Genomic DNA, 22,870 nt, shown 5'->3' with positions numbered 1-22,870 from the left:
GCAGCATAAAAACGTCACTTAAATTTTATGTTTCCATCTTTTTCTATCAACTTTTCATTTGAATATATATACTGGGCTGGAGAATAATTCTCATCATGTTTAGTCAACAATTCACGAGCTATGAATATGTTGTCTAATAGCTTACCGACAGCTATTACCCCTTGCCTCTCACGAAATAAAGCGGGCAAAACCCCTTGGTAAGATATTTCTAGGTCTTTAATGTCATCGGTAATGACAAAATGCACCTTATCAGCCGTAATTTTTTTAATTGAACCTACTTTAACTAACCCCCCTACCCTAAATTCTTTGCCAAGTTTTAACTCATTAATCTTTGATGGAGGATAAAAAAATACTATATTATCTTCAAGGTTATATAATATCATATATACCCCTCCGGCACTGCATAATAGGTAAAATAATATAATTTTTAATCTATTTTTTACCCTTTTTTGCATTAACTAACCTAACCTTAACCTTATTATAACCTATCCAACTTGCTGCTAACAATAAGCCAAGAGCCAAGAAGGCAAACAGGTATGAAACTAGTAAATAATTCATCTTAATATTTTTTCTGCTGTTCCATTACTCTAATAAATTCTATAATCTCTTGAGCTGAACTATTTAAGTAAAAATGCTTTACATATTTTCCTTGTCTATCCATCAAATAAACGAAAGAAGAGTGATCTAACATATAATCTTCACTATTAGTATCTATTTTAGCATAATACACCTTAAACTTATCAGCCACTTCTTTAATCTGTTGTTCGCTACCTGTTAAACCAATAAACTTAGAATTAAAATGCTTTAAATATTCCTTAAGAACATCAGAACTATCACGTTTGGGATCGATGGTAATAAAAACAAATTCAACATCAATTTTATACTTATCAAGAGTATTAATGACCTCCATTATCTTTTGCAAAGAAGTAGGACAAATATCAGGGCAATAAGTGAAGCCAAAATAAATCAAACTCAATTTTCCTTTCAAATTATCACTATTAAAAATCTTGTCATCTTGATCAGTTAGCTCAAATTTTCCACCAATTTGCACATCATCATTATGCCCCCCTCCTCTACCAGCAAGAGGCTTCTGCGGTGTCTCAAAGGATAACCACAGATAAAATGACGTAATAGTTATTAATAAACCTAATGTTATAATAATTCCTATTATTACATTAGCCTGACGTTTCTCTTGCATTATATCCTATTTATTCTACAATATTAATTGCTTGTTTATTCAATATCTGAGCTACTTCCAACGCGGCATAAGTAACAATGTTACTAGCCCCAGCTCGCTTAAAACATAATAACGATTCTATCAAAGCCGCCTGCCAATTTAAGGCATTGACCTCCGCAGCAAGTCTCAACATAGCATATTCGCCGCTGACCTGATGGGCAAATATATTAGTATTAAAGCTATTTGCCGCTTGGGCTATGATATCCAAAAACATCATACCAGGTTTAATCATAATCATATCCGCCCCTTCAGCCAGATCATGTTCTATCTCTAACATAGCCTCTCTGCTATTGCGTACATCCATCTGATAGGTCGCTTTATCTAGATAAACTGCCTTATTACTGCTCACCGCATCTCTGAATGGCGAATAAAAATTTGAAGCATATTTTGCGGCATAAGATAGTATATTAACATTAATAAAACCTTCTGAATCTAGCATTTGACGTATTGCCATAATCCTACCATCCATCATATCAGATGGGGCTACGATGCCTACCCCAGCCTTTGCTAAAACTAAAGCTTGTTTACACAAAGCTTCAACCGTCTTATCATTATCTACATCACCATTATGTAAAATACCATCATGACCATGCGTAGTATAAGGATCCAGTGCAACATCACATATTACACCAATATCAATGTTAGCCTTTTTGATACTTCGAATAGTCCTACACATTAAATTATCTAGATTATACGCTTCATCCGCATTGTCACTTTTTAACTTTGCCTCTATACAGGGAAAAAGTATTATGGCATTTATGCCATTCTCATAAGCCTGCCTAGCAGTCAATACTACTTGATCAATAGACAACCTATATATACCAGGCATGGTGCTAATCTCCTGACGCTGGTTTTCCCCTTCAACAACAAATAATGCTAGCACTAAATCATTAACGCTAAGCCTATTCTCCGCTACTAATTCTCGTAACCACCGAGTTTTTCTATTTCTTCTTAATCTTACTGTTGGATACATCCATTTCTCAAAATTTTAAGTTTAATACAAATACAGCTATCCTGATTAGCATTACTATACGTCTATTAGCGAAGCACACGACAAAGCAATACTGTTTTGTATCACCGTCCCTACTCGACTTTGTGTCATCCCTGCGAAGACAGGGATCTCAGATTCCCGCCTACGCGGGAATGACAAAACCCCACAACTGTTGAAAGTTAGAAGGTAAGCGGGTTTTAGATAGGTTTTCTGTCATTGCGAGACCACGCAAGTAGGTCGTGGCAATCCATCTTTGGTTACTCTTATGGATTGCTTCGTCGACCTACGGTCTTTCTCGCTAATAGACGTTGACCACATACGACTTTTAAACTATTCGGTCTAAAACCTCTTCCTCTTCTAACTTTCAACAGTTGTGGACAAAACCCCGAGGGAATTACAGCTTACATACTTCGCCGGGTTACGTACTCCCTGCAATAACAAAAGTTTCTTAGGGTTTATACTCTTTTTAGGCAATATATCACAAAAATTTCTGCCACTAAGTAAAAAAATGTTTTAATTGCATAAAAATCCAATATTTTACATAAAATTAATAAAAATTATTCTTTTTGATATAAATCCACTTGACTTATACTATAAAATATCAATAAATATGTTCCATAATAAAAATTATTATGGAAGATTATGAAATGTCAAATGCCAACGAGTAAAGATAAGAAAGCTGTATTGAAAAAAGTACCCCTAACCATTATTGGCAATGCTAATACCGCGGTTGATACTGCCGATACTAATTCTGAAAATATTGACTACTGGAAGTATAAGATTTTTAATATGGCAAATATATTTAATGAATCTCAAGATGACCCTGTGCAGTGGGACAATGTAACTTTCTATAAAATTAATGACTCTCTGCACAATATTTGTTCTGACTTAAAAAATCAGTTAGATAAGATAACTGATCCAATGGTAACCCTTACACATTTAAAAAATTCAGTTAATAATGCAGCAATAGAGTCTTTTTCAACTAGAAAACAGTTGAGTAAGACTATAAAACACCATGATATGGAATATTTTGATTCAAGTAAATTCACTGATGATAATATTAAAGCATTTTGTGATAAAGTAAATAACACGATTGCATCTTATAATATAGTATTAACAGCCTTAAAGTTAGCCAGAGTATCTTCGCCGAAAGATAGGGATAAAATCACTGAACATTTATGCCCTCAATTATCTGAAATGGGTCATGAATATTTAAATAAGAATATCAAAAATATTGTAACAGGAGTCTGTAAGGGCTTAAATGATAATCGTACTTTTTGGTCTAAATTATGGAATAATGATTTTAAAGTTTCTAGCACAAATTTGCATCATATATTGGACGAAACAACTAATTCATGTGAGGGCAAGGAAAATAATGAGGCTAAGCTATATAGTTCATTACCTATTTTAGATTATAATGATCCAAATACATGCAATGATGCGGTTCCTATAAGCAGGTTTAATAAGCTATATCGTTCATTTTCTCCTCCTAAAATAACTAATTGTAAGAGCCATCATCCTTCTATAAGCTCTCCTATTCTTAAAGCATCTTCAGTCGAATTTTCAGAGTGGAATAAATTTAACCTTCTTAATGTATCATCTAATGCAGAGCCTGTTCTCGATGTTTGGGAAGATTTACCAGTTTTAGTAGGGGATCATTCTAAAATACCAGACCATATCTAACTATTGGTATCATGCTGTCATTACGAGTAAAACCGTAAAGCAGCGAAGCAATTGACAAGCTTCTGGATTACCATGCTCACATACGCTCGCAATGGCAAGTTATAGACTTATAAGTCATTGCGAGACCACGCAAGTAGGTCGTGGCAATCCATTTTTGGTTACTTTTATGGATTGCTTTGTCGCTACTAAAGTAGCTTCTCGCAATAACGTTTGTGAGTTTGGTTAAATACTAATCGGATTAACTTTAACATAAATTTGTTGATATATATCAAAGCCAACTGGATTTAGCTTGTAATCAATTTCTGCTTGCTGCAAATGTTTCAGTGTTTTAATACAATCCTCTAATTTAAGCTTATTTACAGCTTTTTTAAAATTTGCCACATATTTATAAAAAATTGGTGGGGATAGTGATTTTACCGCCACATCTATATCAATACCAATTTCTAACTTACTCAATATGATGTATAAATTTAGATAATATCTGATTAATGCTCTGATAATTAGCACTTCATTAATATTTTGTTGTTTTAATTTATTGAATTCTTGTAAAAAATTATCAGCATCTTTTGAGGAAAAATAAGCACATAAATTATCCCCATTTCCCATAAAATCATCACTAACTACCTGCCGTGCATCATCTAAAGTAATTTGCTCTTTATCAAATGTAAAATATGTTAATTTATCGATTTCACTAACTAGCGTTTGATGGTCACCTTTTAGGCGAGTTGTTAAATAGTTAACAGCATCTTCTTTTATAACCTTCCCTACACTATTACATTTATGTAAAATTATCTTAGCAATTTTTTGTTCATCATCATGATAACAAGCTAAAGAAGCCAAATAAGTTTCCGTTTCAAAGAATTTACGTATGCTAGAAGCAGTTGATAATTCATCAGCAATAAACACTAAGAAATGCACTGAATCTTTACTAAGAGCAAGTTTTAAAGATTTATCTATAGATTCTCCAACTGATCTTACAGTAATCAATTGTTTTTGCATAAAGAAATTTTGGGTATTAACTAAAGTTTCAAGCGACCGAGATTTAATCTCTGAATATTCTATAGAGGTTTTTAGTAAATCAAATTTCTTTACTAAGGCTTTACAAACTTTATCTATATACCCTTTATCTGGACCATAAAGTAACAGAGCCTTAATTTGTCCATTTTCTACCTTATCAAGTAGCTGCATAGTTTGTGATAGATAGAATTTCATCTTTAATGCTATTTTGCTTTAATGCTATTTTGCTTTAATGATATTTTGTTTAAAATATAAAATTAATCTTTCCAGTATCTCATTCGCCCCTTGTTTTGTAAGGTCTTCCAATGCCTTATCATTATCTAAATAACTATGATAAGGTGAAGAAGCTGTACTATAAGAGGTCACATGACGGAATGTTCCTGAGGTAACCTGTTGATTAGTCACAACATCAACTAACCTATATTGAATAGTTTGACTTACTGTTTCTCTTAACACATCAGAATTTTTTTTAATAATAAGCGGTAAAATTTTGTTGGTAAATTTTACCTTTAATAAATACTTTGTTGTTGATGTTGTAGATTTTGGTAGAATACTAGACAAATAGTAACAAAATTCTGCCCCAGCAATAGAGTCTATTGGCTCAACTTCAATAGCACTTAATTGGCTTAATTCTTGTAAACTATATTTATTACTATATACAGGTCTTAAACTACAAGAGGTACATAAAAACAAGTAAGTGACGATTACTAATAAACTCAAGCTACTCTTTATCAACTATTAGCCCCCTCCTGTTTAGCTAATTCCTGAGATTGCCCATTATCAGCCACTTTGTTTTTATTATAGTTACGCCTTCTAGGGGGACGAGTATAACTTGATTTCTTATCAATATATTTACGATTTGACTTAATGGTATCAACAACATTTTCATTGTCCAACTCAGTTACCACTAATGCCTTATCAGTTTCTTGACTAGACTCAACAACCTCTTTGTCAGTTTTTTCGTTATCAATTGCTATTTCTACATTTTTATTTAACTCACTACTAGCTTCTAACTTATAAGGAGTTTTCCATTTTTGCTTCTTTCTATTAGGATTTGAACTAGTAGGTGGCTCTTTATTAATCTTTTCTTCTTGATAATTAGAAGACTGATTTTGAATTAATGGTTTACTAGTAGCCCCAGCATGGCTAGATTTTTTTGGCAATTTTATTTTTTCAATTGAATAATTATCAGAAGTGGCAGATGGATCAACGTGGAATCTTAACTTTAAATTATATTTTTCTTCAATTATAGATATTTCTGAACGCTTATTATTCAGTAAATAGATGACTGAATGAATATTAGCAAAAACATTTACTAGATCGATATTTTCATTAAAAATTTCATTCTCTATCGTACGTAAAATTAACATAGCATTTGACTCATCTGCTCTAACAAGCCCTTTGCCATTACAATATGAACAAATCGATGAATTCGATTCCAAAAATGATGGTCTTAATCTTTGCCGAGACATCTCAAGCAAACCAAATTGGCTAATATTAGCAGTTTGAATTCTTGCCCGATCTCGACTTAGAAATTCCTTAAAAGATCTCTCAATAATTCTACGATTTCTAGCATCATACATATCGATAAAATCAATAACTACTAAGCCTGATAAATCTCTTAATTTAATTTGCCGAGCAATTTCTCTGGCAGCTTCCAAGTTGGTCTTTAACGCCGTTTCTTCAATATTTTTCTCAGCAGTTGCTCTGCCTGAGTTAACATCAATCGAAATAAGGGCTTCTGTTGGATTTATTACTATATACCCACCGGAAGGTAAAGCAAAAACAGGCTGATATAATTTAGTTAGCTGCTCCTCAATAACAAATTTTGTAAAAATTGGTACTTTATTTTTGTATTCTTTGAGCTTACCAATATCTGTAGGTAATATATCCTTCATGAATCTTACAGCGTTTTGATATGACTCACTACCCTGTATTATCAATTCTTTAACCGTACGATCACACATATCCCGGATGACTTTTTGGATCAGCCCATCTTCTTCATGTATAAAACATGGAGCTATAGATTTAAGGGTACTCTCTCTAATTTTATTCCATAATTTTACTAAATAATCATAATCTCTTTTGATGTCTAAAGTAGTACATCCAGCACCAGCCGTACGAATTATAATACTTGATACGCTGCTACTATTATTTGAAGTTATTTTACTAACAATATTCTTAAGCCTCCTCCGTTCATCAGCATTGGATATCTTACGTGATACACCATTCTGGGAGGGCGTATTAGGCATTAAAACACAATATTTCCCAGCAAGAGACATAAAGGTGGTAAACGACGCTCCTTTATTACCTCTTTCTTCTTTGGTAACTTGCACAAGCAGAATCTGCCCCTTTTTTATTACTTCTTGAATTTTGTATTGCTTTTGTTTATTCTCTTCATCTTTATCACTTCTCTCAACATTTATTGTTTCAATGTCATTATCTAGAACATCTAAATTAAATTCTACCTGAATTTTTTCGTCCACTAATCTTTCTATAGCATTTAAATCAATTTCTTCACTATCTATTATCAGATTATAATTTCTCTTTGTTTCAGACTCCACAAGATCATCTTGGGTAATATCTGAAAGAGAGATTTCTTGTAATTTGTTTATAGAAGGCAAAGATTTAAGATCGGATGCTGGTATATTATAATAATATGGGCTAATTTCAGTAAAAGGTAAGAATCCACTCTTATCAGGACCATAATCTATAAAGGCAGCCTGCAAGGCTGGTTCAACTCTTATAACTTTTGCAAGATATATATTACCCTTGTTTTGCTGTTTTATCGCAGTTTCATATTCAATATCTTCAATATTATTATTATGATTTAGTAATACTACCCTTGTTTCATTAGGAAAGTTAGCATCAACTATAATTTTCTTACTCATTAATTTTTTACTCGTAAATTTCTAGGTACATCTCTAATATTTTGCAAACCTAGCAACATTAAACAATATCTATTTATTATGACAAATTTAAAAAACATTCATATCGTTTTAAGTACACTAACCTAATAAATAACTACCATTAGAAATTTCTTAGCCATCTTACGCAAATTCGCTGTTCTATAAACCTAAATTTTATTCATGGTCATAATAAAATTAATTAGACAAATTTTAATGAATAAGCTAATGTACTTTTGATTACACAAACTTCTTAAACGCCTCTCTATTAAGAAATTTATATACGATGTAATCTAGTTTAGCAAACAATTATTTATGACCCAAGATAATCATTTAAAAACAGCTTTGCTATTATTTATTAGTGTATTTCTTTTCGCATGTATTACTTACATCAATGCACTAGTAATACCAGATTTTTTAATAAGTAAAGGCCTATCTGGAGATCAGCTAGATCATATCGAATCAATCGAAATGTTAGGTTATATAATAGCTGGTTTATTCTTAACCCCATTAATTAATAAAATCAGTGACAACAAAACTACCATTATTAGTTTAATCTTACTGATAATAGGTATATTAAACCTAATTATGATCAAGGATTACACCATCCTTAAAATCAATTTTATTATAATGGCATCCGCCTACTACACTTACATAACCACTACTATCATCAAAATAGTGGAATTAACCAATAACTATAAATACTATAAATATTTTGCTCTTATTATCTTTTCTTTGCTATGGATAGCTGGACAATTTACCGTTGATTTACTAGCCGAATTTCTAGAATCAGCGACAAATGGGTTATTATTATGCGTATCACTTTATAGTTTTATTATTATAACTTGCTTACAAAGAGATAATATTAACAAAAATACAATTTTAGTTTCTAGATTTTCATTTTTAATTGAGAACATAGAATTACAGGTTCTAACAGGCTTTATGGTATCTTATATTACTTTCGATATATTGTGGTATTATGAGGAATTTGCTTTAGAAAAACACTTTCCTGTATCAAAGATAGACACTATTTCCCATTATACTCTTATGAGTATATTTTTCTTGATATCACCTGTTATTTTATCATTAAAAATAATCAATAAATATCTTGCTAACTTAATACTGATGATTATCCTCTTAGCCAGCTTTATTCTTTTACCCCACTATGGGGTCACTTTAATAGGCAACATCTATCTCCTTTCTACAATTGGTGTATGTTTATGTGCTATTTTTATTTGTAATATATTAATATTATCCGGTAAATTTGAAGCCCAAGATTTGAGAACCGCACTAGCAATATATTTCACTATGTGTGCTATTGGTATTTATTCTGGAGCTTTATCTTCTTATATAGCACATGGACTTTATGATGGACAAGGTTTTCTATTTTCTACATATACTGTTGTTGGGACTTTTGTACTTTATTATTCTTGGTACTTTTTTAAACGAAAATTATACAGATTTCCTACTTAGAGCGATTAAATAGATCTCTACTGACTCTTTACGGCTAGAAGATGGTTTAAAATGCTTAACCTTATGAAAATTAAGTTTAATTCTGTTCAAGGCACTATTTTCTGTACCACCTCGAAAAATTTTAGCAATAAAATGCCCTCCCGGCTTTAAAACTTTTAAGGCAAAATCAAGGGCATGTTCACATAAGTCAAGAGTTCGAATATGATCTGTTGTTGCATGACCTGTTGTGTTCGCAGCCATATCACTCATTACAATATCAGCCTTACCATCTAGCATTTTTATAATAGTCTCTTCAGTATCTTCGGCATAAAAGTCTTTTTGCAAACAATCTACACCAACAATTGGCTCAATCTCAAGCAAATCAACAGCAATTATCATATTAGTGGGCGTTGCTCCATCACTCCTGCTACCCAATTTTCCTGAATTAACTATACCAGAATCATTAGATTTAATAATTTTGGCAGCAACCTGGCTCCACCCTCCTGGGGCAGCCCCTAAATCAACTAATTTCATCCCTGGTTTTAACAAATTAAACTTCTCATGAATTTCCAGCAATTTATAAGCTGACCTGGATCTGTAACCATCAAGCTTGGCTTTAGCAACGTAAGGATCATTTAATTGGCGTGCAAGCCACTCTTTTGATGAAGTTTTTCGCCTTTTTGCAGTTTTAACGGCAACAAATTTACCTCTAAAACCTGATATGTTAGATGTCATGATCGGCAATCTCTTCAAAGTTTTCGCTAGATATTTTAGCAATTCTATCCAATACAGAATTAACAAAACCAACCTCGCCCTCGCTCAACATATCATTTGTAATGTCGGTGAATTCATTAATTACCACTTTATTCGGTACATTTGGAAAAAATTGTAATTCACAAATTGCCACACGCAGAAGAGCAAGAAGCAGAATAGGTAAGCTAGTAATTTGCCATTCAGCTGTTAAATGCCTTGATATCATCTTATCAATTTGAGGTAGATTTACAACTACAGACTTTACTAACAATTCAAAATGGCTTATACTTAATTTTACTTTTATTGGTTTATTTAAACTAGCTGTTAGATTGGTTGTTAAACTATTAGCCGCTCTCTCATCTTGATAGAATTGAATAATTTGCTGTATGATTTTTTCTATGTTGCACTTAGGATCTTCCGGTTTATACTGATAAATTGCTTGTACCGCAGCAATGCGTGCTATCGTTTTGGTGTTAATTTTGGCTGAGGTCATAAAATTTTTCAACAGTATTGTAACATATTTAATCTATTACCTATAGCAAAAAAGTATAACTTAGTAAACCTCTTAAAAAAATAATGAGTTGTATGTTATCAATATTCGGATTTATTCTGACCATCAGCCTATTAGTATTTGTTCATGAGTTTGGTCATTATTACGTAGCTAAAATGTTTGGAGTAAAAGTCGAGGAATTCTCGATAGGTTTTGGCAAGGAACTATTCTCTAAAATAGACAAAGATGGCGTAAAATGGAAAATTTGTGCCATACCCTTCGGTGGTTACGTTAAAATTTATGGATTTGACCCTGCAACATTGGAAAAACCCAAATCTTGGGAATCCGGTTCTTTAGAGCATCCGAATCCGTCACATTACGCCTTTCTTAGCAAGCCTCTCTATGCCCAATTCTTAATTGTAGCCGCTGGACCTATAGCTAATTACTTGTTAGCCATTGTAATATTCACAACTATTTATTTTTCTCACGGTCAAATAGAGATACCACCAATAATTGGTGAAGTGGTAGCTAATTCCCCTGCAGAACTAGCTGGACTTACAAAAAACGATAAAATTATTATAGTGAATAATAATAAAATTAACAGTATCGCCGATTTACAAAACAACCTATTAACCAATGGAATCAAGCCTCTCCATCTTTTAGTTGACAGAAATGGTGAGGTTATAGACATTTCTATAATTCCGGTAGAGAAAAAACTAGATAATCATCCTAATCTAAAAAGACCTTATATAGGAATTATTGCTAAAAATGAGCCTATTTATATTAAAATGAATATTTTTCAAAGTATCTATCAAGGATCCGTAGACGTTATTTATATCTCAAATTTAATTTTAGGACATTTTGGACAAATGTTAATGGGGACAAGATCATTAAATGAAATTGGTGGACCAATTACCATTGCCCAAGAATCAGGAAAATCTTTAGAACAAGGAGTAGCAAGCTTTGCCCTATTTGTTGCTATGATATCAATTAATCTAGGTTTACTTAATTTGCTACCAATTCCAGTTCTGGATGGTGGACATTTAGTATTTATAATATATCAAATAATTTTTGGTAAAACACTTAGTGGGGCAATAAAAAATGTTATACTAAGATTAGGTATAGGGATAATTATTTTTCTTATTGTAATTTCTCTGTCAAATGATATAAAAAACTTAGTTTTTAAATAATTAAGTTAACCATATCCGTTACTCTAAAATTAAAATATTAAAGAAAAGAAGGTTCTTGTGAAAATAAAAGTCAAACCAACTATTAAAATAGCTATTTTGGCAACAACTATTTTATATAATATCTCCGCTTTATCAGCTGAGTATGTTAAAGAAATAACTATTCAAGGTAACAAAAGGATTGAAACCTCAACTATTGAAAATTATTTAAAGCTTCAAGTTGGAGAAGAATATAATTCGTCAAGAGCAGATGAAGCAATCAAAAATCTTTACGCAACATCTTTATTTGAGAATATAACTATTAGACTAGTAAGTGGTGGCAATTTGATAGTTACTGTTTCAGAAACTCCTTTTATTGCTAAGGTAATATTCAAAGGTAATTCTAAAATCAAAACCTCTGTATTATCGAAGGAAATGCTTACTATGACCGGTGAGTCAATGAGTCGGGCTAAAATCCAACTGGATGTCGAGAAGATTAAGGAGATGTACAAACGTTCCGGTCGTTATTCGACAACTGTCACCCCACAAATCGAAAAGCTTGAGAATGATCGAGTAAGAGTTACTTTTGATATTGCAGAAGGACCTAAAACAACAGTTAAACAAATTTATTTCCAAGGAAATAATAATTATCGTACTAATGAACTGCAATCTGTTATCCTAACCAAACAATCGAAATGGTTTAGTTTTTTAGAAACTAATGATACCTATGATCCAGATCGTTTGGCGTATGATAAAGAATTACTAAAGGAATTTTATCAATCAGTAGGATTTGCCGATTTCCGCGTTATTTCTGCTACAGCAGAGCTAAATCCAACCAAGGAATATTTTACCATCACTTATTCTATTGATGAAGGAGCAAAATATAAATTGGGCAACATTACTATTGACAATAAACTGCCTAATATTGATCTAAATGAAATTAACAAATATATTAATGTTACTTCCGGTGAAACATTCAATATTAATCGTTTAAATAAAATAACTAATAAACTTACTGCATATTTTGCCAGTCAAGGTTATCCAGGAATTAGTGTTTATCCCGATGTAAGTGGTAAAAATCCAGATCATACTGTCGATGTTAAATTTGTGATAGATAAGGCAGATAAAGTATATATTAATCAAATTAATATTACTAATAATCTAAAAACTGAAGATAAAGTTATTAGGCGAGAATTTAAAATTTCTGAAGGAGATATATTTAATCGTTCTTATATTGAGAAAGGTGATCGAAATTTACGTAATTTAGATTATTTTGAAAAAGTACTTATTAGCGTCACGCCCACAGAACGAAAAGATAAATATGATATTAATATTGATGTTGAGGAAAAATCAACGTCATCAATTAGTTTTGATGCTGGCTATAATACAGCAGGCGGACCATTTGGACGTATATCATTCTTAGAACGCAATTTAATTGGTACCGGAAAATTGTTAAATGCTGGAGTGCAAGTAGGGAAAAAAAGTATTAGCTACTATGGCGGCATAACCGAGCCTCATTTTCTTGATAAAGACTTATCGCTAGGTTTCAATGCTTTCAATAATTATAGCGGTCGTGGTACTTCATTCCTTTCACAAGGAGATCAAAATTATACGTTAAAATCTATAGGACTCAAAACCTCTCTTGGTTATGATATTGCCGAAGATTTAAGTCATGAAATTGACCATACTATTAAAAGAGAAGTATTAAGCTCTCCAGGCAATCCGGGTTCTATATTCTTAAATGAACAAATGGGAAAATTCGTAACATCTGCCATTGGGCATACTATCACTTATGATCAACTTGATAGTAGGATTGTTCCTAAAAATGGTTACGTTATAAGTGGTACCCAGGAATTTGCTGGTGTTGGAGGTAATAATAAATATCTAAAACATGAACTAGACGGTAAGTATTTTAAATCTTTTATCAATAATAAATTTACTTTGAAAATTGCTAGTAGTGTCGGTAATATAATGGGTGTTGGAGGTAAAACTGTTAGAATTTCTGATCGCTTTAATTTGGGTGATTATAGTCTTAGAGGATTTGCTGCCAGTGGAATAGGCCCGAGAGAGAAAAGAACAAATGAAGGTCTTGGTGGAGAAAAATATTATACAGTTTCAACAGAACTTAATTTTCCGACTGGTTTACCAGAAGACTTTAATTTGACTGGTGCTGTTTTTATAGATGCTGGTAGTCTGTGGGGGGTAAGATTAAATTCTAAAAGTACCTATAAAGCTGATAGTTTTTATAATGATAAGTCGCTTCGGGCTTCTGTTGGAGTTGGCTTTATCTGGGTCACTCGCTTTGCCCCTATCAGAATGGACTGGGCTTGGCCAATTAAGAAGCGACCTTATGATGAGAAGCAAACTTTCCATCTAAAGTTCTCTACACATTTTTAACATGAAAGGTGTAAAGAACCGGGCTAACATTACACGCAAGGATGTCATTTATGCTCAACTTAGTGTCATTCCTGCTCGACTTAGTGTCACCCCCACAACTGTTGAAAGTTAGAAGAGGAAGCGGTTTTAGACCGGATAGTTTAAAAATCGTATGTGGTCAACGTCATTGCGAGGAGTGCTAAAGCACGACGAAGCAATCTAATGAATGTGGATTGCCACGCTCACATACGTTCGCTCGCAATGACGAGCATTTTTACCAAAACGTCATTACGATGATGACGGGTTGTAGGTTTATACGTCATTGCGAGGAGGCATAAGCCGACGAAGCAATCTAATGAATGTGGATTGCCACGGACCTACTTGCGTGGTCTCGCTAATAGCGGAAAACCTATCTAAAACCCGCTTTACCTTCTAACTTTCAACAGTTGTGGTGTCACCCCTGCGTAAGCAGGGGGCTAGATTCTCGCCATTACTAAGAATGACAACGAGAAGCGGGGAAATCTATTAAGCGGAGATTAAATGCTGAGCAAACTATATAACGATCTTCTTTTACAGATTAAATCCAATAAATATGATTTCTTAAGGTTTGACCTGATTAAGCAAGATCAAATAAAGAATCTTGCCGTTCAGCTTACTGCAAAATATGATACTGTGATTATTATAGGTTTTGGTGCATCTTGCCTAAATATTAGGGCATTGCTAAGTATGAAGGCAGTAGCCACTAAAAGGCTAATATATCTTGATAATTTAGATCAGTTAGCAATTGATAAAAAATTGGCAGTAGTTAACTTAGATAAGGCAGTGTTTTTTTCATTGAGTAGGTCTGGAAATACCAATGAAACCTATTTATTAACTAAGTATGTTTTAGAAGTTTTGCACGTTCCTTCTCAAAATGTTTATGTAACAGTACCGTTTAGTAATAATTTGTTATATAATTTAGCAAAGTCTTTTGGTGCAAATTGTTTAGAGCATGATAATGTAAGCAGTGGAAGATTTGGTATAATTTCTAACGCCTCTTTACTACCAGCAGCAATTGCAGGAGTTGATGTAGGCAAAGTTGTTGCAGCTGCTTCCCAGAAAATATCAGATATTATCCTTGATGGCTCTATAGTCAATTCAGGAGAAGTAGATAGCAGGAGCGATGGAGCGACACCTATAAATAATAGGCGAGCATTGAGCGACGACGTCACCAACTTCTCATCAATTGACTATAATATTTGTGAGATAGCTGCGTATTACCTCAATCAATATTCTTTAAATAGACATATGTTAGTTATGTTTAATTATAGTTACCAATTAGATGGTTTATATAGATGGCAACAACAAATTATAGCTGAATCACTTGGTAAGAATGGCTTTGGTATAACCCCTATAATTGCCAAAGGGACATTCGATCAGCATAGTCAGTTGCAACTTTATTTAGAAGGTCCGGATGATAAATTTTATAAAATTATTACTAACAATAAAGAGAACTCAGAGATTGCGAGGAGTTTAGCTGCTCATGCTAACAATATATATAATGCATTAGTGCAAGTCAAGCGACCAGCGATGCTAGAGAATTTTGTACATATCGATGAGTATGCAATTATAGATCAAATTATCCATACAATGTTGAGTACTATGCTAATTGCTAATTACCTAAAAATCGATCCATTTAACCAGCCATCTGTTGACCAATACAAGAAGATATAATATCGGTATGGATGGAGGAAGAGTTGACTATTTGTTGCATAATCCCTCCAGCTGAACAGCAATACTAAAGAGGGATTGAGGGCAAATATACTCTTTATTTTCCAATTCGTAAGGAGCATATATGGAGCATATGAATTGCTTTATAAAATTACAAAATCCCTGGAAGGGTAATAAGTAACTGGCGGGGCGTAGTGAACAATTTCCGAACCCAGTCAGATACCAAATTGCTTATTATACAAGTGCTTACGCTCATCATTAGAGCTTCGTTATTTCATATTCTAACTCCATATTTTTTCCACAAAATGCCATCGAAATTTTTAATATTTGTTTTACATGTGAATGCTCTTTTATTTTACTATCATATTTTCTATTAATAATTTGTTGTAAGCCAGATTTAGCTATAGAGCCTAAGTCTTCCGAAGATTTAGCGATTTTATACTCGATAATCATCGCTTTATCACCTTTGCCAATTTTTGGAATCATCACAACGTCAGCTCTGCCATCCCCTGATTCTTGTTCACTTGATATTATATAATTAGGAGCTAACATATTAATAAAGCCGAGCATAAAGCCACTATAAAATAATTCGGCTTTTTTCTCTCCTGTTTGGTGAAAACTAGTAGAATTAAGTAACAATTCCTGCAGACGCTCCTTAAACTCCTCTATTCTACCATCTGGTAATAAAGTAACGAAAGAATAATAGCCAGAATTATCAATATCTAATTGTTTACTAACCCACTGCACCATTCTTTTTTGGTAGATATATTTTACCTCATAATTAGGGATAGATAGTTCGTAAATATCTTGTTCTGACATCTTGGCTGCAGGATTTAGATAACCACTAAATAATAATAAGCTAAATAACCCTTCTGGTTTGTTAATATCAGCAAAATTTATATGTTTAGTAATAGAAGAAGTAATCGTTTTTCCTGCAACTAAAGCCTGGATATTTTGTTGCATCTCATCTGAGAGCAGTATATGATCAATCCAATCAGTCCCACCACTATCAATCCAATAGTGATCAAGCTTGCCTTTACTTGCCAAACATTGCATAATTGACCATGGATTATAAATGACTTCTCCACCAAAATTATAGCCATTATACCAATTTTTAATCTCTTCTGGCTTTGTAGTGGTTGGTACTTTAGTTAATAGTTCATCAACTTCTGCTTGAGTAAATCCGTAACTGCTAGAAAATCTTTCATCTAGTAAACTACATTCAGTTAAATTATTCAAATCTGAAAACAAATTAGCCTTAGCAACACGCAATATGCCGGTAATAACACCTTTTTGTAATGAATCATTGGTTTTAAGACTATTACCAAATATTGCCCGGAATAGAGATAGTACTTCCTCAAACTCTTCTAGATTACTGCCAAACTTCATATAGGCACTATTAATTGGCGTATCATACTCGTCAATTAGTATGTAAACTTTTTGATTAAAATGTTTATAAAGTAAGTCGCTTAGAAATTTCAAACTATTCTCAAGTTCTACTTTGTTAAATTCTCCAGAAAAATATCGAGTTAATTGTTTCTTTTGTGCATCATTTAATAAATTTTCCTTATCTGTTAAATAAGTCTCCAAATAACGATAATTACTAAATAACTGTATTACTTGATAATTGATTTTACTTTCAATCTCCTGATAACTACTTCCCCTAACGCCCTTGAAACTTATAATAATAACTGGGAATTGACCTTGACGTTTCATAGAGTTTGCTACATTAGCAATTTTTAATGGCTTTAGTTCTTTAGTCTCATCAAAACCTAAATCTACCTCTCCTCCACTAAACAGCTTATAATTAACTCTTTGTTCTTGCGGCAATTGTATCCCATACTCATCCACTTCTATTTCTAGAAATCTTCGCACCATATCCATATTCAAGCTCTTCCCCCACCGCCTTGGGCGAGTAATGAGTGTAACTGCTCCACTATCTTCTAATAATTCTTTGATCATTAGACTCTTATCAACAAATACATCGCTATTTAGCAATAATGTCTTGAAGTCATCGGTACCAACAAACATTCTTGGCTGATAATTAATATTATCTTTATCTTTTTCTTCTATCATTGTTTTCACCTGTTCCTTCCAACTATAATACCCATTATACTACTTTTTTATTCTCCACTAATAGCTAATTAGTAAAATTTTGCTATAAAAATTTCTTTTTTATAATTTGTACTAAAAACATGATAACTAGTTGGTTAAATACCTTTGTTAACAGTGCCTAGCTTAACCATATAATACCAATTGAAATAATTGACACGGTATATTAATCCTTTAGTACCTTACATAAATTTATACTCTGGTATTATACCAATTGAAATAGTTAAGGAGGTATATTATAATATGGGAATATAAACTTGAGCAGGTACTAAAATGGCAAGAACATTAATATTACCAAAAGGTTTTCATGAGCATGATTTCATATGCCTAATGAAAAACGAGTCGCACGGAAGAAATCGCATACGCTTATTAGCAATGCATCACCTGCAATCAGGCAAGTCATTGAAAACTGTATCGATAATAGTTGGATCGCACTGGAAAACAGTACAATCTTGGCTTAGAAGATTTAGAAACTCTAGCTTTGATGGATTATTTGAATCGCATAGGAGTGGTGCGTTTAGAAAATTCAATAGCTTACAAGAATCTTTTTTGTCTGATAAAATAAATATGTTGAGTGAAAGTAAGACAGGTGGTTATATAACAGGAAAGGAATTACATAATATGTTATTTGAAACATATGGTATTAAATGTAGTTTAAAAACAGTTTATAACACTATACATCGACTTGGTTTTAGCTGGATTACTTCTCGTTCAGTACACCCAAAATCTAATCAAGCAACTCAAAATACATATAAAAAAACTTCGCCAATATGCTAAAAGTATTATTACCAAAAGATATTGATTGGAGTAAGGTTGACATTTGGTCACAGGATGAAACTCGAATTGGGCAGCAAGGTAGTTTAAGTCGCATATGGGCTAAACGTGGGAGCAGACCTAGGAAAGTAAGGCAACAACAATTTATCTCAACATACATCTATGGAGCTGCTTGCCATGATACGGGCGAATCTTTTGCGTTAATTTTACCATATACCAATACTGATTCAATGAATAAGTTCTTAGATGAATTTTCTTTAACTATTGATTCTGGTAGGCATGTTGCATTATTAACAGATAATGCCGGGTGGCATGCAGCGAAAAAATTAATTATTCCAAGTAACATTACCTTGGTACCGCTTCCGCCATACGCACCGGAATTAAATGCGATGGAACAAATTTGGCAGTGGATCAAAAATCACTTCCTATCTAATCAATGTTACGGTGTATACGAAGATATCGTTGCTAATGCTTGCTATGCCTGGAATCAACTTAGTAAAAATGTAACTTTAGTAAAATTAATTATGTATAGAGAGTAGATTAATATACCGCGTTAATTGTTTCAATTGGTATAATTGGCAACTCGTGTTATTTTGCAACAATTTCGTGGGGATACATCAGCTCGCAATGACTTTGGAGAATTGCGAGATGTTAGTCGGGTTAGCAATCCGAAACAACAATAATAATTTATTTAATCTAGACATCTGATGAAACTTAGTCTAATCTCCTTTAATTTACTTGATATTATTACTTAAATTAACTTAATTATGGATAATCTAAACCAAATATTAGAATCTGCTCAAAGCAGTATCGAGGCAACTCAAACTTTATCAGGGTTACAACAAATTAGGGTAGAGTTTCTTGGCAAAAAAAGTTTACTCACTCAAGAAATGAAAAAACTGGGCGATCTTGAACCAAATGATCGCAAAAAGTTAGGTGAGATAGTTAATCTGCTTAAAGAGCAGATTAGTAATTTGCTACAAGCAAAACAAACTATTTTGGAAGAATTTGAATTAAATAAGCAATTTGCTGAAGAAAAGACAGATTTAACCATTCCAGCTAGACAGTACAAGAAGGGGAGCATTCACCCAATTACCCAAGCTACCGAAGAATTAATTCAAATATTTGCAAAATTTGGGCTAACCATTAAGGATGGTCCAAATATCGAAAATGACTGGTATAATTTCACTGCCCTCAATTTTTATGAAGACCACCCTGCCAGGCAGATGCATGACACTTTTTACCTAAAAGCAAAAGAAGGAGCCGATCCTCTGTTACTACGTACTCACACTTCAACAATACAAATTAGAACCATGCAAAATGATAAACCGCCTTTTAGGTTTATTGCTCCTGGTAGAACTTATAGATCAGATTCCGATATGACACATACACCAATGTTCCATCAGATTGAAGGTCTAGTACTCGATGAAAATATTAATATGGGGCATTTAAAATACCTTATCACGGAATTTATCAAAGACTTTTTTGAACAAACAAATATTGAAATACGTTTTAGACCAAGTTTCTTCCCATTTACTGAACCATCTGCCGAAGTGGATATTAAGATGCCCGATAGCAATAAATGGCTTGAGGTACTTGGTTGCGGTATGGTTCATCCAAACGTTCTGAAAAATGTTAATGTAGATAGTGATCATTATCAAGGGTTTGCTTTTGGGCTAGGTGTTGAACGTTTTGCTATGTTAAAATACGGGATCAAAGATCTTAGGCAATTTTTTGAAGGAGATATAAGATGGTTAAAACACTATAATTTCTCTGCTTTTGATATACCAACTCTAGCTGGGGGGTTAACAAGATGAAATTTACTCTATCATGGTTAAAAAAATTCTTAGATACAGATGTTTCTGTTACAGATATTGCTGAACGCTTGACTATGCTAGGTCTAGAAGTAGAAGAAATCGTAGATAGAAGGGCGGAGCTAAAAGATTTTGAAGTAGCTCACATACTAGCTACTAAACCCCATCCTTCGGCAGATAAACTTAAGATATGTCAAGTCCAAACTAATGAAGGAATTTTACAGATAGTTTGCGGAGCAAGCAATGCTAGGGAGAATATTAAAGTAGTATTGGCAAAAATTGGTTGTGAAATTCCAAATGGTAAATTTAAAATTAAAGAATCAGTAATTCGTGGAGAAAAAAGTTGTGGTATGCTATGTTCGGAAGAGGAATTATTACTTGGTACTAATTCAGAAGGTATCATAGAACTACCGCAAGAGGCTAAAGTAGGCGAGTCACTTATACAATATTATGGGTATAACGATCCTGTCTTTGATATTAATGTTACCCCCAATCGTGGCGATGCTCTTGGCGTCTATGGTATAGCTAGAGATCTTGCTGCTAGTGGTATTGGTACACTTAAAGAACTAGAGACAGCGGAAATTGCCGGAGAATTTAAATCTAGCTTGAGTTTACAAGTAGAAAATAAAGAGGCGTGTCCTTTATTCGGATTTCGAGAAATAAGAAATTTACAAAATAGGCTAAGCCCTGATTGGTTAAAACAATTATTGCAAAATATTGGCGTAAAACCAGTTTCGGCTATAGTGGACGTTACTAACTACATATCATATAGCTTCGGGCAACCAATGCATGCCTATGATAGAAGTAAATTATCAGATAATATCCAAGTTGCAACTCTTAAAGAAAAAACTAAATTTGCAGCTTTAAATGGCAAAGAATATGATTTAGATGCAGGAGATTTGGTAGTGCAAGATGACGGACAAGTACTTGCTCTTGCTGGTATTATAGGAGGAGATAGTAGTAGCTGTGGGCTTGAAACACAAAATATTCTGCTAGAAGCGGCATGTTTTTCTGCTAAATATATTACTAAAACTGGTAGGCATCTGCAGATTGATACTGATTCGCGTTATCGTTTTGAACGTAATATTGATCAAAAATTTACCTTAAAAGCCTTAAATATTGCAAGTAAAATGATTTTAGCTATTTGTGGAGGTGAAATTTCTGATATAGTGTATAATGGGGAACTCACCCTTGAGCAAAAATCCCTGGTCTTCCCTATCAATTGCCTAGCTAAAATAACCGGTCTAAACCTAAGCCAAACCGAGATTTGTGATATTCTAAAGAAGCTTGGTTTTATTGTAGTAGATATAGGTGATAGTCTCAAACTTACCATACCCTCCTGGCGACATGACATCACAATTAAAGAAGATATTGTTGAAGAGATTGTTCGTATTTACGGTTATGACAAGTTACAGCCGGTTAAATTACCAGAGATACAACTAGCAAGGATTGTACCTAAAGAACAACGAAGAGTTTCTGATATTAAAAGAATTTTAGCCAGTTGCGGGTATGATGAGGTAGTAACAAACTCATTCATGGATAGTGAAATAGCAAAATTATTTGCTCCAATAAAAGAGGAGCTATTTTTGCTAAATCCTATTAATGTTGATAATAATTATATGCGACCTAGCATCATTGCCAAATTACTTAAATTAGTGCAAAAGAATCTAACAAGATCCATCAAAGATATTGCTTTGATGGAATTGGGACCAATCTTTAACTCTTGCACATCCGATGGCGAATTGATTTTTGCTTCGGCGATAAGATGTGGGCTATATAACGAAAAAGATTGCCATTCTACAGCCCGCCCCGTAGATGTTTTTGACATTAAATCTGACTTAGAAAATGTTTTAAATTATACAGGTTTACCTATTGATAAGTGCCAATTTGCTCCTGTTGATTTACCTTATTACCATCCGACAAACTCAAACATTATAAAACTTGGTAAGAATGTCATAGCATATTTTGGACAAATTCATCCCTCTATATTAAAATATTTTGATATTGACTGCCAGATATTTGCCTTTGAGATAAATATTGCCAATATACCATTTGCTAAAGCAAAATTTGCTAAAAGAGACGAGTTTATTGTTTCCGACTTCCAACCAACCTTTAGAGACTATGCTTTTGTAGTTGATCTAGAACAACCGGTTGGCAAGATAATTGCTTATATCAAAAATTCTAATAAAAAACTGATAAAATCAGTTGATCTATTTGATGTTTATTCAGGAGATAAACTGCCTTCCGGTAAAAAATCGGTGGCAATTAAAGTGCAATTTCAAGCAGATGATCGGACGTTAAATGAAGCAGACTTAAATTTATTAAACCAGGAAGTTATTGCAACTGCTTACGAGAAATTCCAAGGTAAATTAAGAGAATAAATAAAATT

18 protein-coding genes are annotated in these 22,870 nt (G+C 33.1%); 9 read left to right on the top strand and 9 right to left on the bottom strand.

The genetic code is table 11. The features are described 5' to 3' along the window. Positions 1–14: 14 nt before the first annotated feature. The 3 genes from ccmE to hemB form a co-directional block, all read right to left on the bottom strand. Positions 15–455 (bottom strand): cytochrome c maturation protein CcmE, encoded by a 441-nt coding sequence (ccmE, locus tag ACQH1V_RS05785; protein ID WP_425360149.1) that lies wholly within the window; start codon positions 453–455, stop codon positions 15–17. A gap of 104 nt (positions 456–559) precedes the next feature. Next, positions 560–1,198, bottom strand: coding sequence for an SCO family protein (locus ACQH1V_RS05780; protein WP_425360148.1), 639 nt, complete (start codon positions 1,196–1,198; stop codon positions 560–562). 10 nt (positions 1,199–1,208) lie between these two features. Continuing rightward, positions 1,209–2,210, bottom strand: a complete 1,002-nt coding sequence (hemB, locus tag ACQH1V_RS05775; protein ID WP_425360147.1) for a porphobilinogen synthase — start codon at positions 2,208–2,210, stop codon at positions 1,209–1,211. A gap of 660 nt (positions 2,211–2,870) precedes the next feature. Here hemB and ACQH1V_RS05770 point away from each other — a divergent pair. After that, on the top strand, positions 2,871–3,911 hold the full coding sequence (locus ACQH1V_RS05770) for a hypothetical protein (RefSeq protein ID WP_425360146.1): 1,041 nt from the start codon (positions 2,871–2,873) through the stop codon (positions 3,909–3,911). Between the two features lie 222 nt (positions 3,912–4,133). Here the strand turns inward: ACQH1V_RS05770 and holA are convergent, their stop codons facing one another. From holA to ACQH1V_RS05755, 3 genes are read right to left on the bottom strand one after another with little or no spacing between them, the layout of a single operon-like run. Then, positions 4,134–5,123 carry a DNA polymerase III subunit delta gene (gene holA / locus ACQH1V_RS05765; RefSeq protein ID WP_425360145.1) on the bottom strand — a complete coding sequence of 330 codons (990 nt, stop codon included), beginning with the start codon at positions 5,121–5,123 and terminating at the stop codon, positions 4,134–4,136. Positions 5,124–5,147: 24 nt separating this feature from the next. Beyond that, positions 5,148–5,663: a hypothetical protein gene (locus tag ACQH1V_RS05760; RefSeq protein ID WP_425360144.1), complete on the bottom strand. Its 516-nt coding sequence runs from the start codon at positions 5,661–5,663 to the stop codon at positions 5,148–5,150. Further along, positions 5,660–7,819, bottom strand: a complete 2,160-nt coding sequence (locus ACQH1V_RS05755) for an Rne/Rng family ribonuclease (protein WP_425360143.1) — start codon at positions 7,817–7,819, stop codon at positions 5,660–5,662. The genes ACQH1V_RS05760 and ACQH1V_RS05755 overlap by 4 nt, the downstream gene beginning before the upstream one ends. Positions 7,820–8,149: 330 nt before the next feature. Between ACQH1V_RS05755 and ACQH1V_RS05750 the strand changes: the two genes are divergently transcribed. Then, on the top strand, positions 8,150–9,307 hold the full coding sequence (locus tag ACQH1V_RS05750) for a hypothetical protein (RefSeq protein ID WP_094649229.1): 1,158 nt from the start codon (positions 8,150–8,152) through the stop codon (positions 9,305–9,307). Here ACQH1V_RS05750 and ACQH1V_RS05745 read toward each other — a convergent pair. Together ACQH1V_RS05745 and nusB are read right to left on the bottom strand one after the other, a co-directional pair. Beyond that, positions 9,287–10,021, bottom strand: a complete 735-nt coding sequence (locus tag ACQH1V_RS05745) for an RlmE family RNA methyltransferase (protein WP_341749054.1) — start codon at positions 10,019–10,021, stop codon at positions 9,287–9,289. The two genes, ACQH1V_RS05750 and ACQH1V_RS05745, sit on opposite strands and share 21 nt — an antisense overlap. Beyond that, entirely contained in the window at positions 10,011–10,532 is a 522-nt protein-coding gene (nusB, locus tag ACQH1V_RS05740) for a transcription antitermination factor NusB (RefSeq protein WP_341749055.1), read from the bottom strand. Before nusB ends, ACQH1V_RS05745 begins: the two co-directional genes overlap by 11 nt. Positions 10,533–10,624: 92 nt before the next feature. Between nusB and rseP the strand changes: the two genes are divergently transcribed. The 3 genes from rseP (at position 10,625) to ACQH1V_RS05725 (ending at position 15,784) form a co-directional block, all read left to right on the top strand. Then, a complete protein-coding gene (gene rseP / locus ACQH1V_RS05735) occupies positions 10,625–11,719 on the top strand; it encodes an RIP metalloprotease RseP (protein ID WP_425360142.1) in 1,095 nt (364 codons plus the stop codon). Between the two features lie 63 nt (positions 11,720–11,782). Further along, entirely contained in the window at positions 11,783–14,092 is a 2,310-nt protein-coding gene (gene bamA, locus ACQH1V_RS05730; protein ID WP_425360891.1) for an outer membrane protein assembly factor BamA, read from the top strand. 519 nt (positions 14,093–14,611) lie between these two features. Further along, positions 14,612–15,784: a hypothetical protein gene (locus ACQH1V_RS05725; protein ID WP_425360141.1), complete on the top strand. Its 1,173-nt coding sequence runs from the start codon at positions 14,612–14,614 to the stop codon at positions 15,782–15,784. Positions 15,785–16,039: 255 nt separating this feature from the next. On the opposite strand, the gene ACQH1V_RS05720 is transcribed toward ACQH1V_RS05725, so the two are convergent. Next, entirely contained in the window at positions 16,040–17,857 is a 1,818-nt protein-coding gene (locus tag ACQH1V_RS05720; RefSeq protein WP_425360140.1) for an AAA family ATPase, read from the bottom strand. Positions 17,858–18,166: 309 nt separating this feature from the next. Here ACQH1V_RS05720 and ACQH1V_RS05715 point away from each other — a divergent pair, with 309 nt between their 5' ends. From ACQH1V_RS05715 to pheT, 4 genes are all read left to right on the top strand, one after another. Beyond that, the gene (locus ACQH1V_RS05715; RefSeq protein WP_341748510.1) at positions 18,167–18,670 is read left to right on the top strand and encodes a helix-turn-helix domain-containing protein; all 504 of its coding nucleotides are present in this window, start codon (positions 18,167–18,169) and stop codon (positions 18,668–18,670) included. Beyond that, positions 18,664–19,206, top strand: a complete 543-nt coding sequence (locus ACQH1V_RS05710) for an IS630 family transposase (protein WP_425360139.1) — start codon at positions 18,664–18,666, stop codon at positions 19,204–19,206. Before ACQH1V_RS05715 ends, ACQH1V_RS05710 begins: the two co-directional genes overlap by 7 nt. 228 nt (positions 19,207–19,434) lie before the next feature. Further along, positions 19,435–20,484, top strand: a complete 1,050-nt coding sequence (gene pheS, locus ACQH1V_RS05705; protein ID WP_425360138.1) for a phenylalanine--tRNA ligase subunit alpha — start codon at positions 19,435–19,437, stop codon at positions 20,482–20,484. Beyond that, on the top strand, positions 20,481–22,862 hold the full coding sequence (gene pheT / locus ACQH1V_RS05700) for a phenylalanine--tRNA ligase subunit beta (protein ID WP_425360137.1): 2,382 nt from the start codon (positions 20,481–20,483) through the stop codon (positions 22,860–22,862). The genes pheS and pheT overlap by 4 nt, the downstream gene beginning before the upstream one ends. Positions 22,863–22,870: the final 8 nt, after the last annotated feature.

The organism is Candidatus Tisiphia endosymbiont of Ceraclea dissimilis (assembly GCF_964030735.1).
In the GTDB taxonomy this organism is placed as follows: domain Bacteria; phylum Pseudomonadota; class Alphaproteobacteria; order Rickettsiales; family Rickettsiaceae; genus Tisiphia.
Note: the sequence above shows the minus strand (reverse complement) of the source record. Positions and strands in the feature narration are given on the sequence as shown.

Bases quoted from the DNA above. Each gene is read 5' to 3' on its own strand.
- ccmE (WP_425360149.1), bottom strand. From the start codon at position 455: ATGCAAAAAAGGGTAAAAAATAGATTAAAAATTATATTATTTTACCTA.
- ACQH1V_RS05780 (WP_425360148.1), bottom strand. From the start codon at position 1,198: ATGCAAGAGAAACGTCAGGCTAATGTAATAATAGGAATTATTATAACA.
- hemB (WP_425360147.1), bottom strand. From the start codon at position 2,210: ATGTATCCAACAGTAAGATTAAGAAGAAATAGAAAAACTCGGTGGTTA.
- ACQH1V_RS05770 (WP_425360146.1), top strand. From the start codon at position 2,871: ATGAAATGTCAAATGCCAACGAGTAAAGATAAGAAAGCTGTATTGAAA.
- holA (WP_425360145.1), bottom strand. From the start codon at position 5,123: ATGAAATTCTATCTATCACAAACTATGCAGCTACTTGATAAGGTAGAA.
- ACQH1V_RS05755 (WP_425360143.1), bottom strand. From the start codon at position 7,819: ATGAGTAAGAAAATTATAGTTGATGCTAACTTTCCTAATGAAACAAGG.
- ACQH1V_RS05750 (WP_094649229.1), top strand. From the start codon at position 8,150: ATGACCCAAGATAATCATTTAAAAACAGCTTTGCTATTATTTATTAGT.
- ACQH1V_RS05745 (WP_341749054.1), bottom strand. From the start codon at position 10,021: ATGACATCTAACATATCAGGTTTTAGAGGTAAATTTGTTGCCGTTAAA.
- nusB (WP_341749055.1), bottom strand. From the start codon at position 10,532: ATGACCTCAGCCAAAATTAACACCAAAACGATAGCACGCATTGCTGCG.
- rseP (WP_425360142.1), top strand. From the start codon at position 10,625: ATGTTATCAATATTCGGATTTATTCTGACCATCAGCCTATTAGTATTT.
- ACQH1V_RS05725 (WP_425360141.1), top strand. From the start codon at position 14,612: ATGCTGAGCAAACTATATAACGATCTTCTTTTACAGATTAAATCCAAT.
- ACQH1V_RS05720 (WP_425360140.1), bottom strand. From the start codon at position 17,857: ATGATAGAAGAAAAAGATAAAGATAATATTAATTATCAGCCAAGAATG.
- ACQH1V_RS05715 (WP_341748510.1), top strand. From the start codon at position 18,167: ATGGCAAGAACATTAATATTACCAAAAGGTTTTCATGAGCATGATTTC.
- ACQH1V_RS05710 (WP_425360139.1), top strand. From the start codon at position 18,664: ATGCTAAAAGTATTATTACCAAAAGATATTGATTGGAGTAAGGTTGAC.
- pheS (WP_425360138.1), top strand. From the start codon at position 19,435: ATGGATAATCTAAACCAAATATTAGAATCTGCTCAAAGCAGTATCGAG.
- pheT (WP_425360137.1), top strand. From the start codon at position 20,481: ATGAAATTTACTCTATCATGGTTAAAAAAATTCTTAGATACAGATGTT.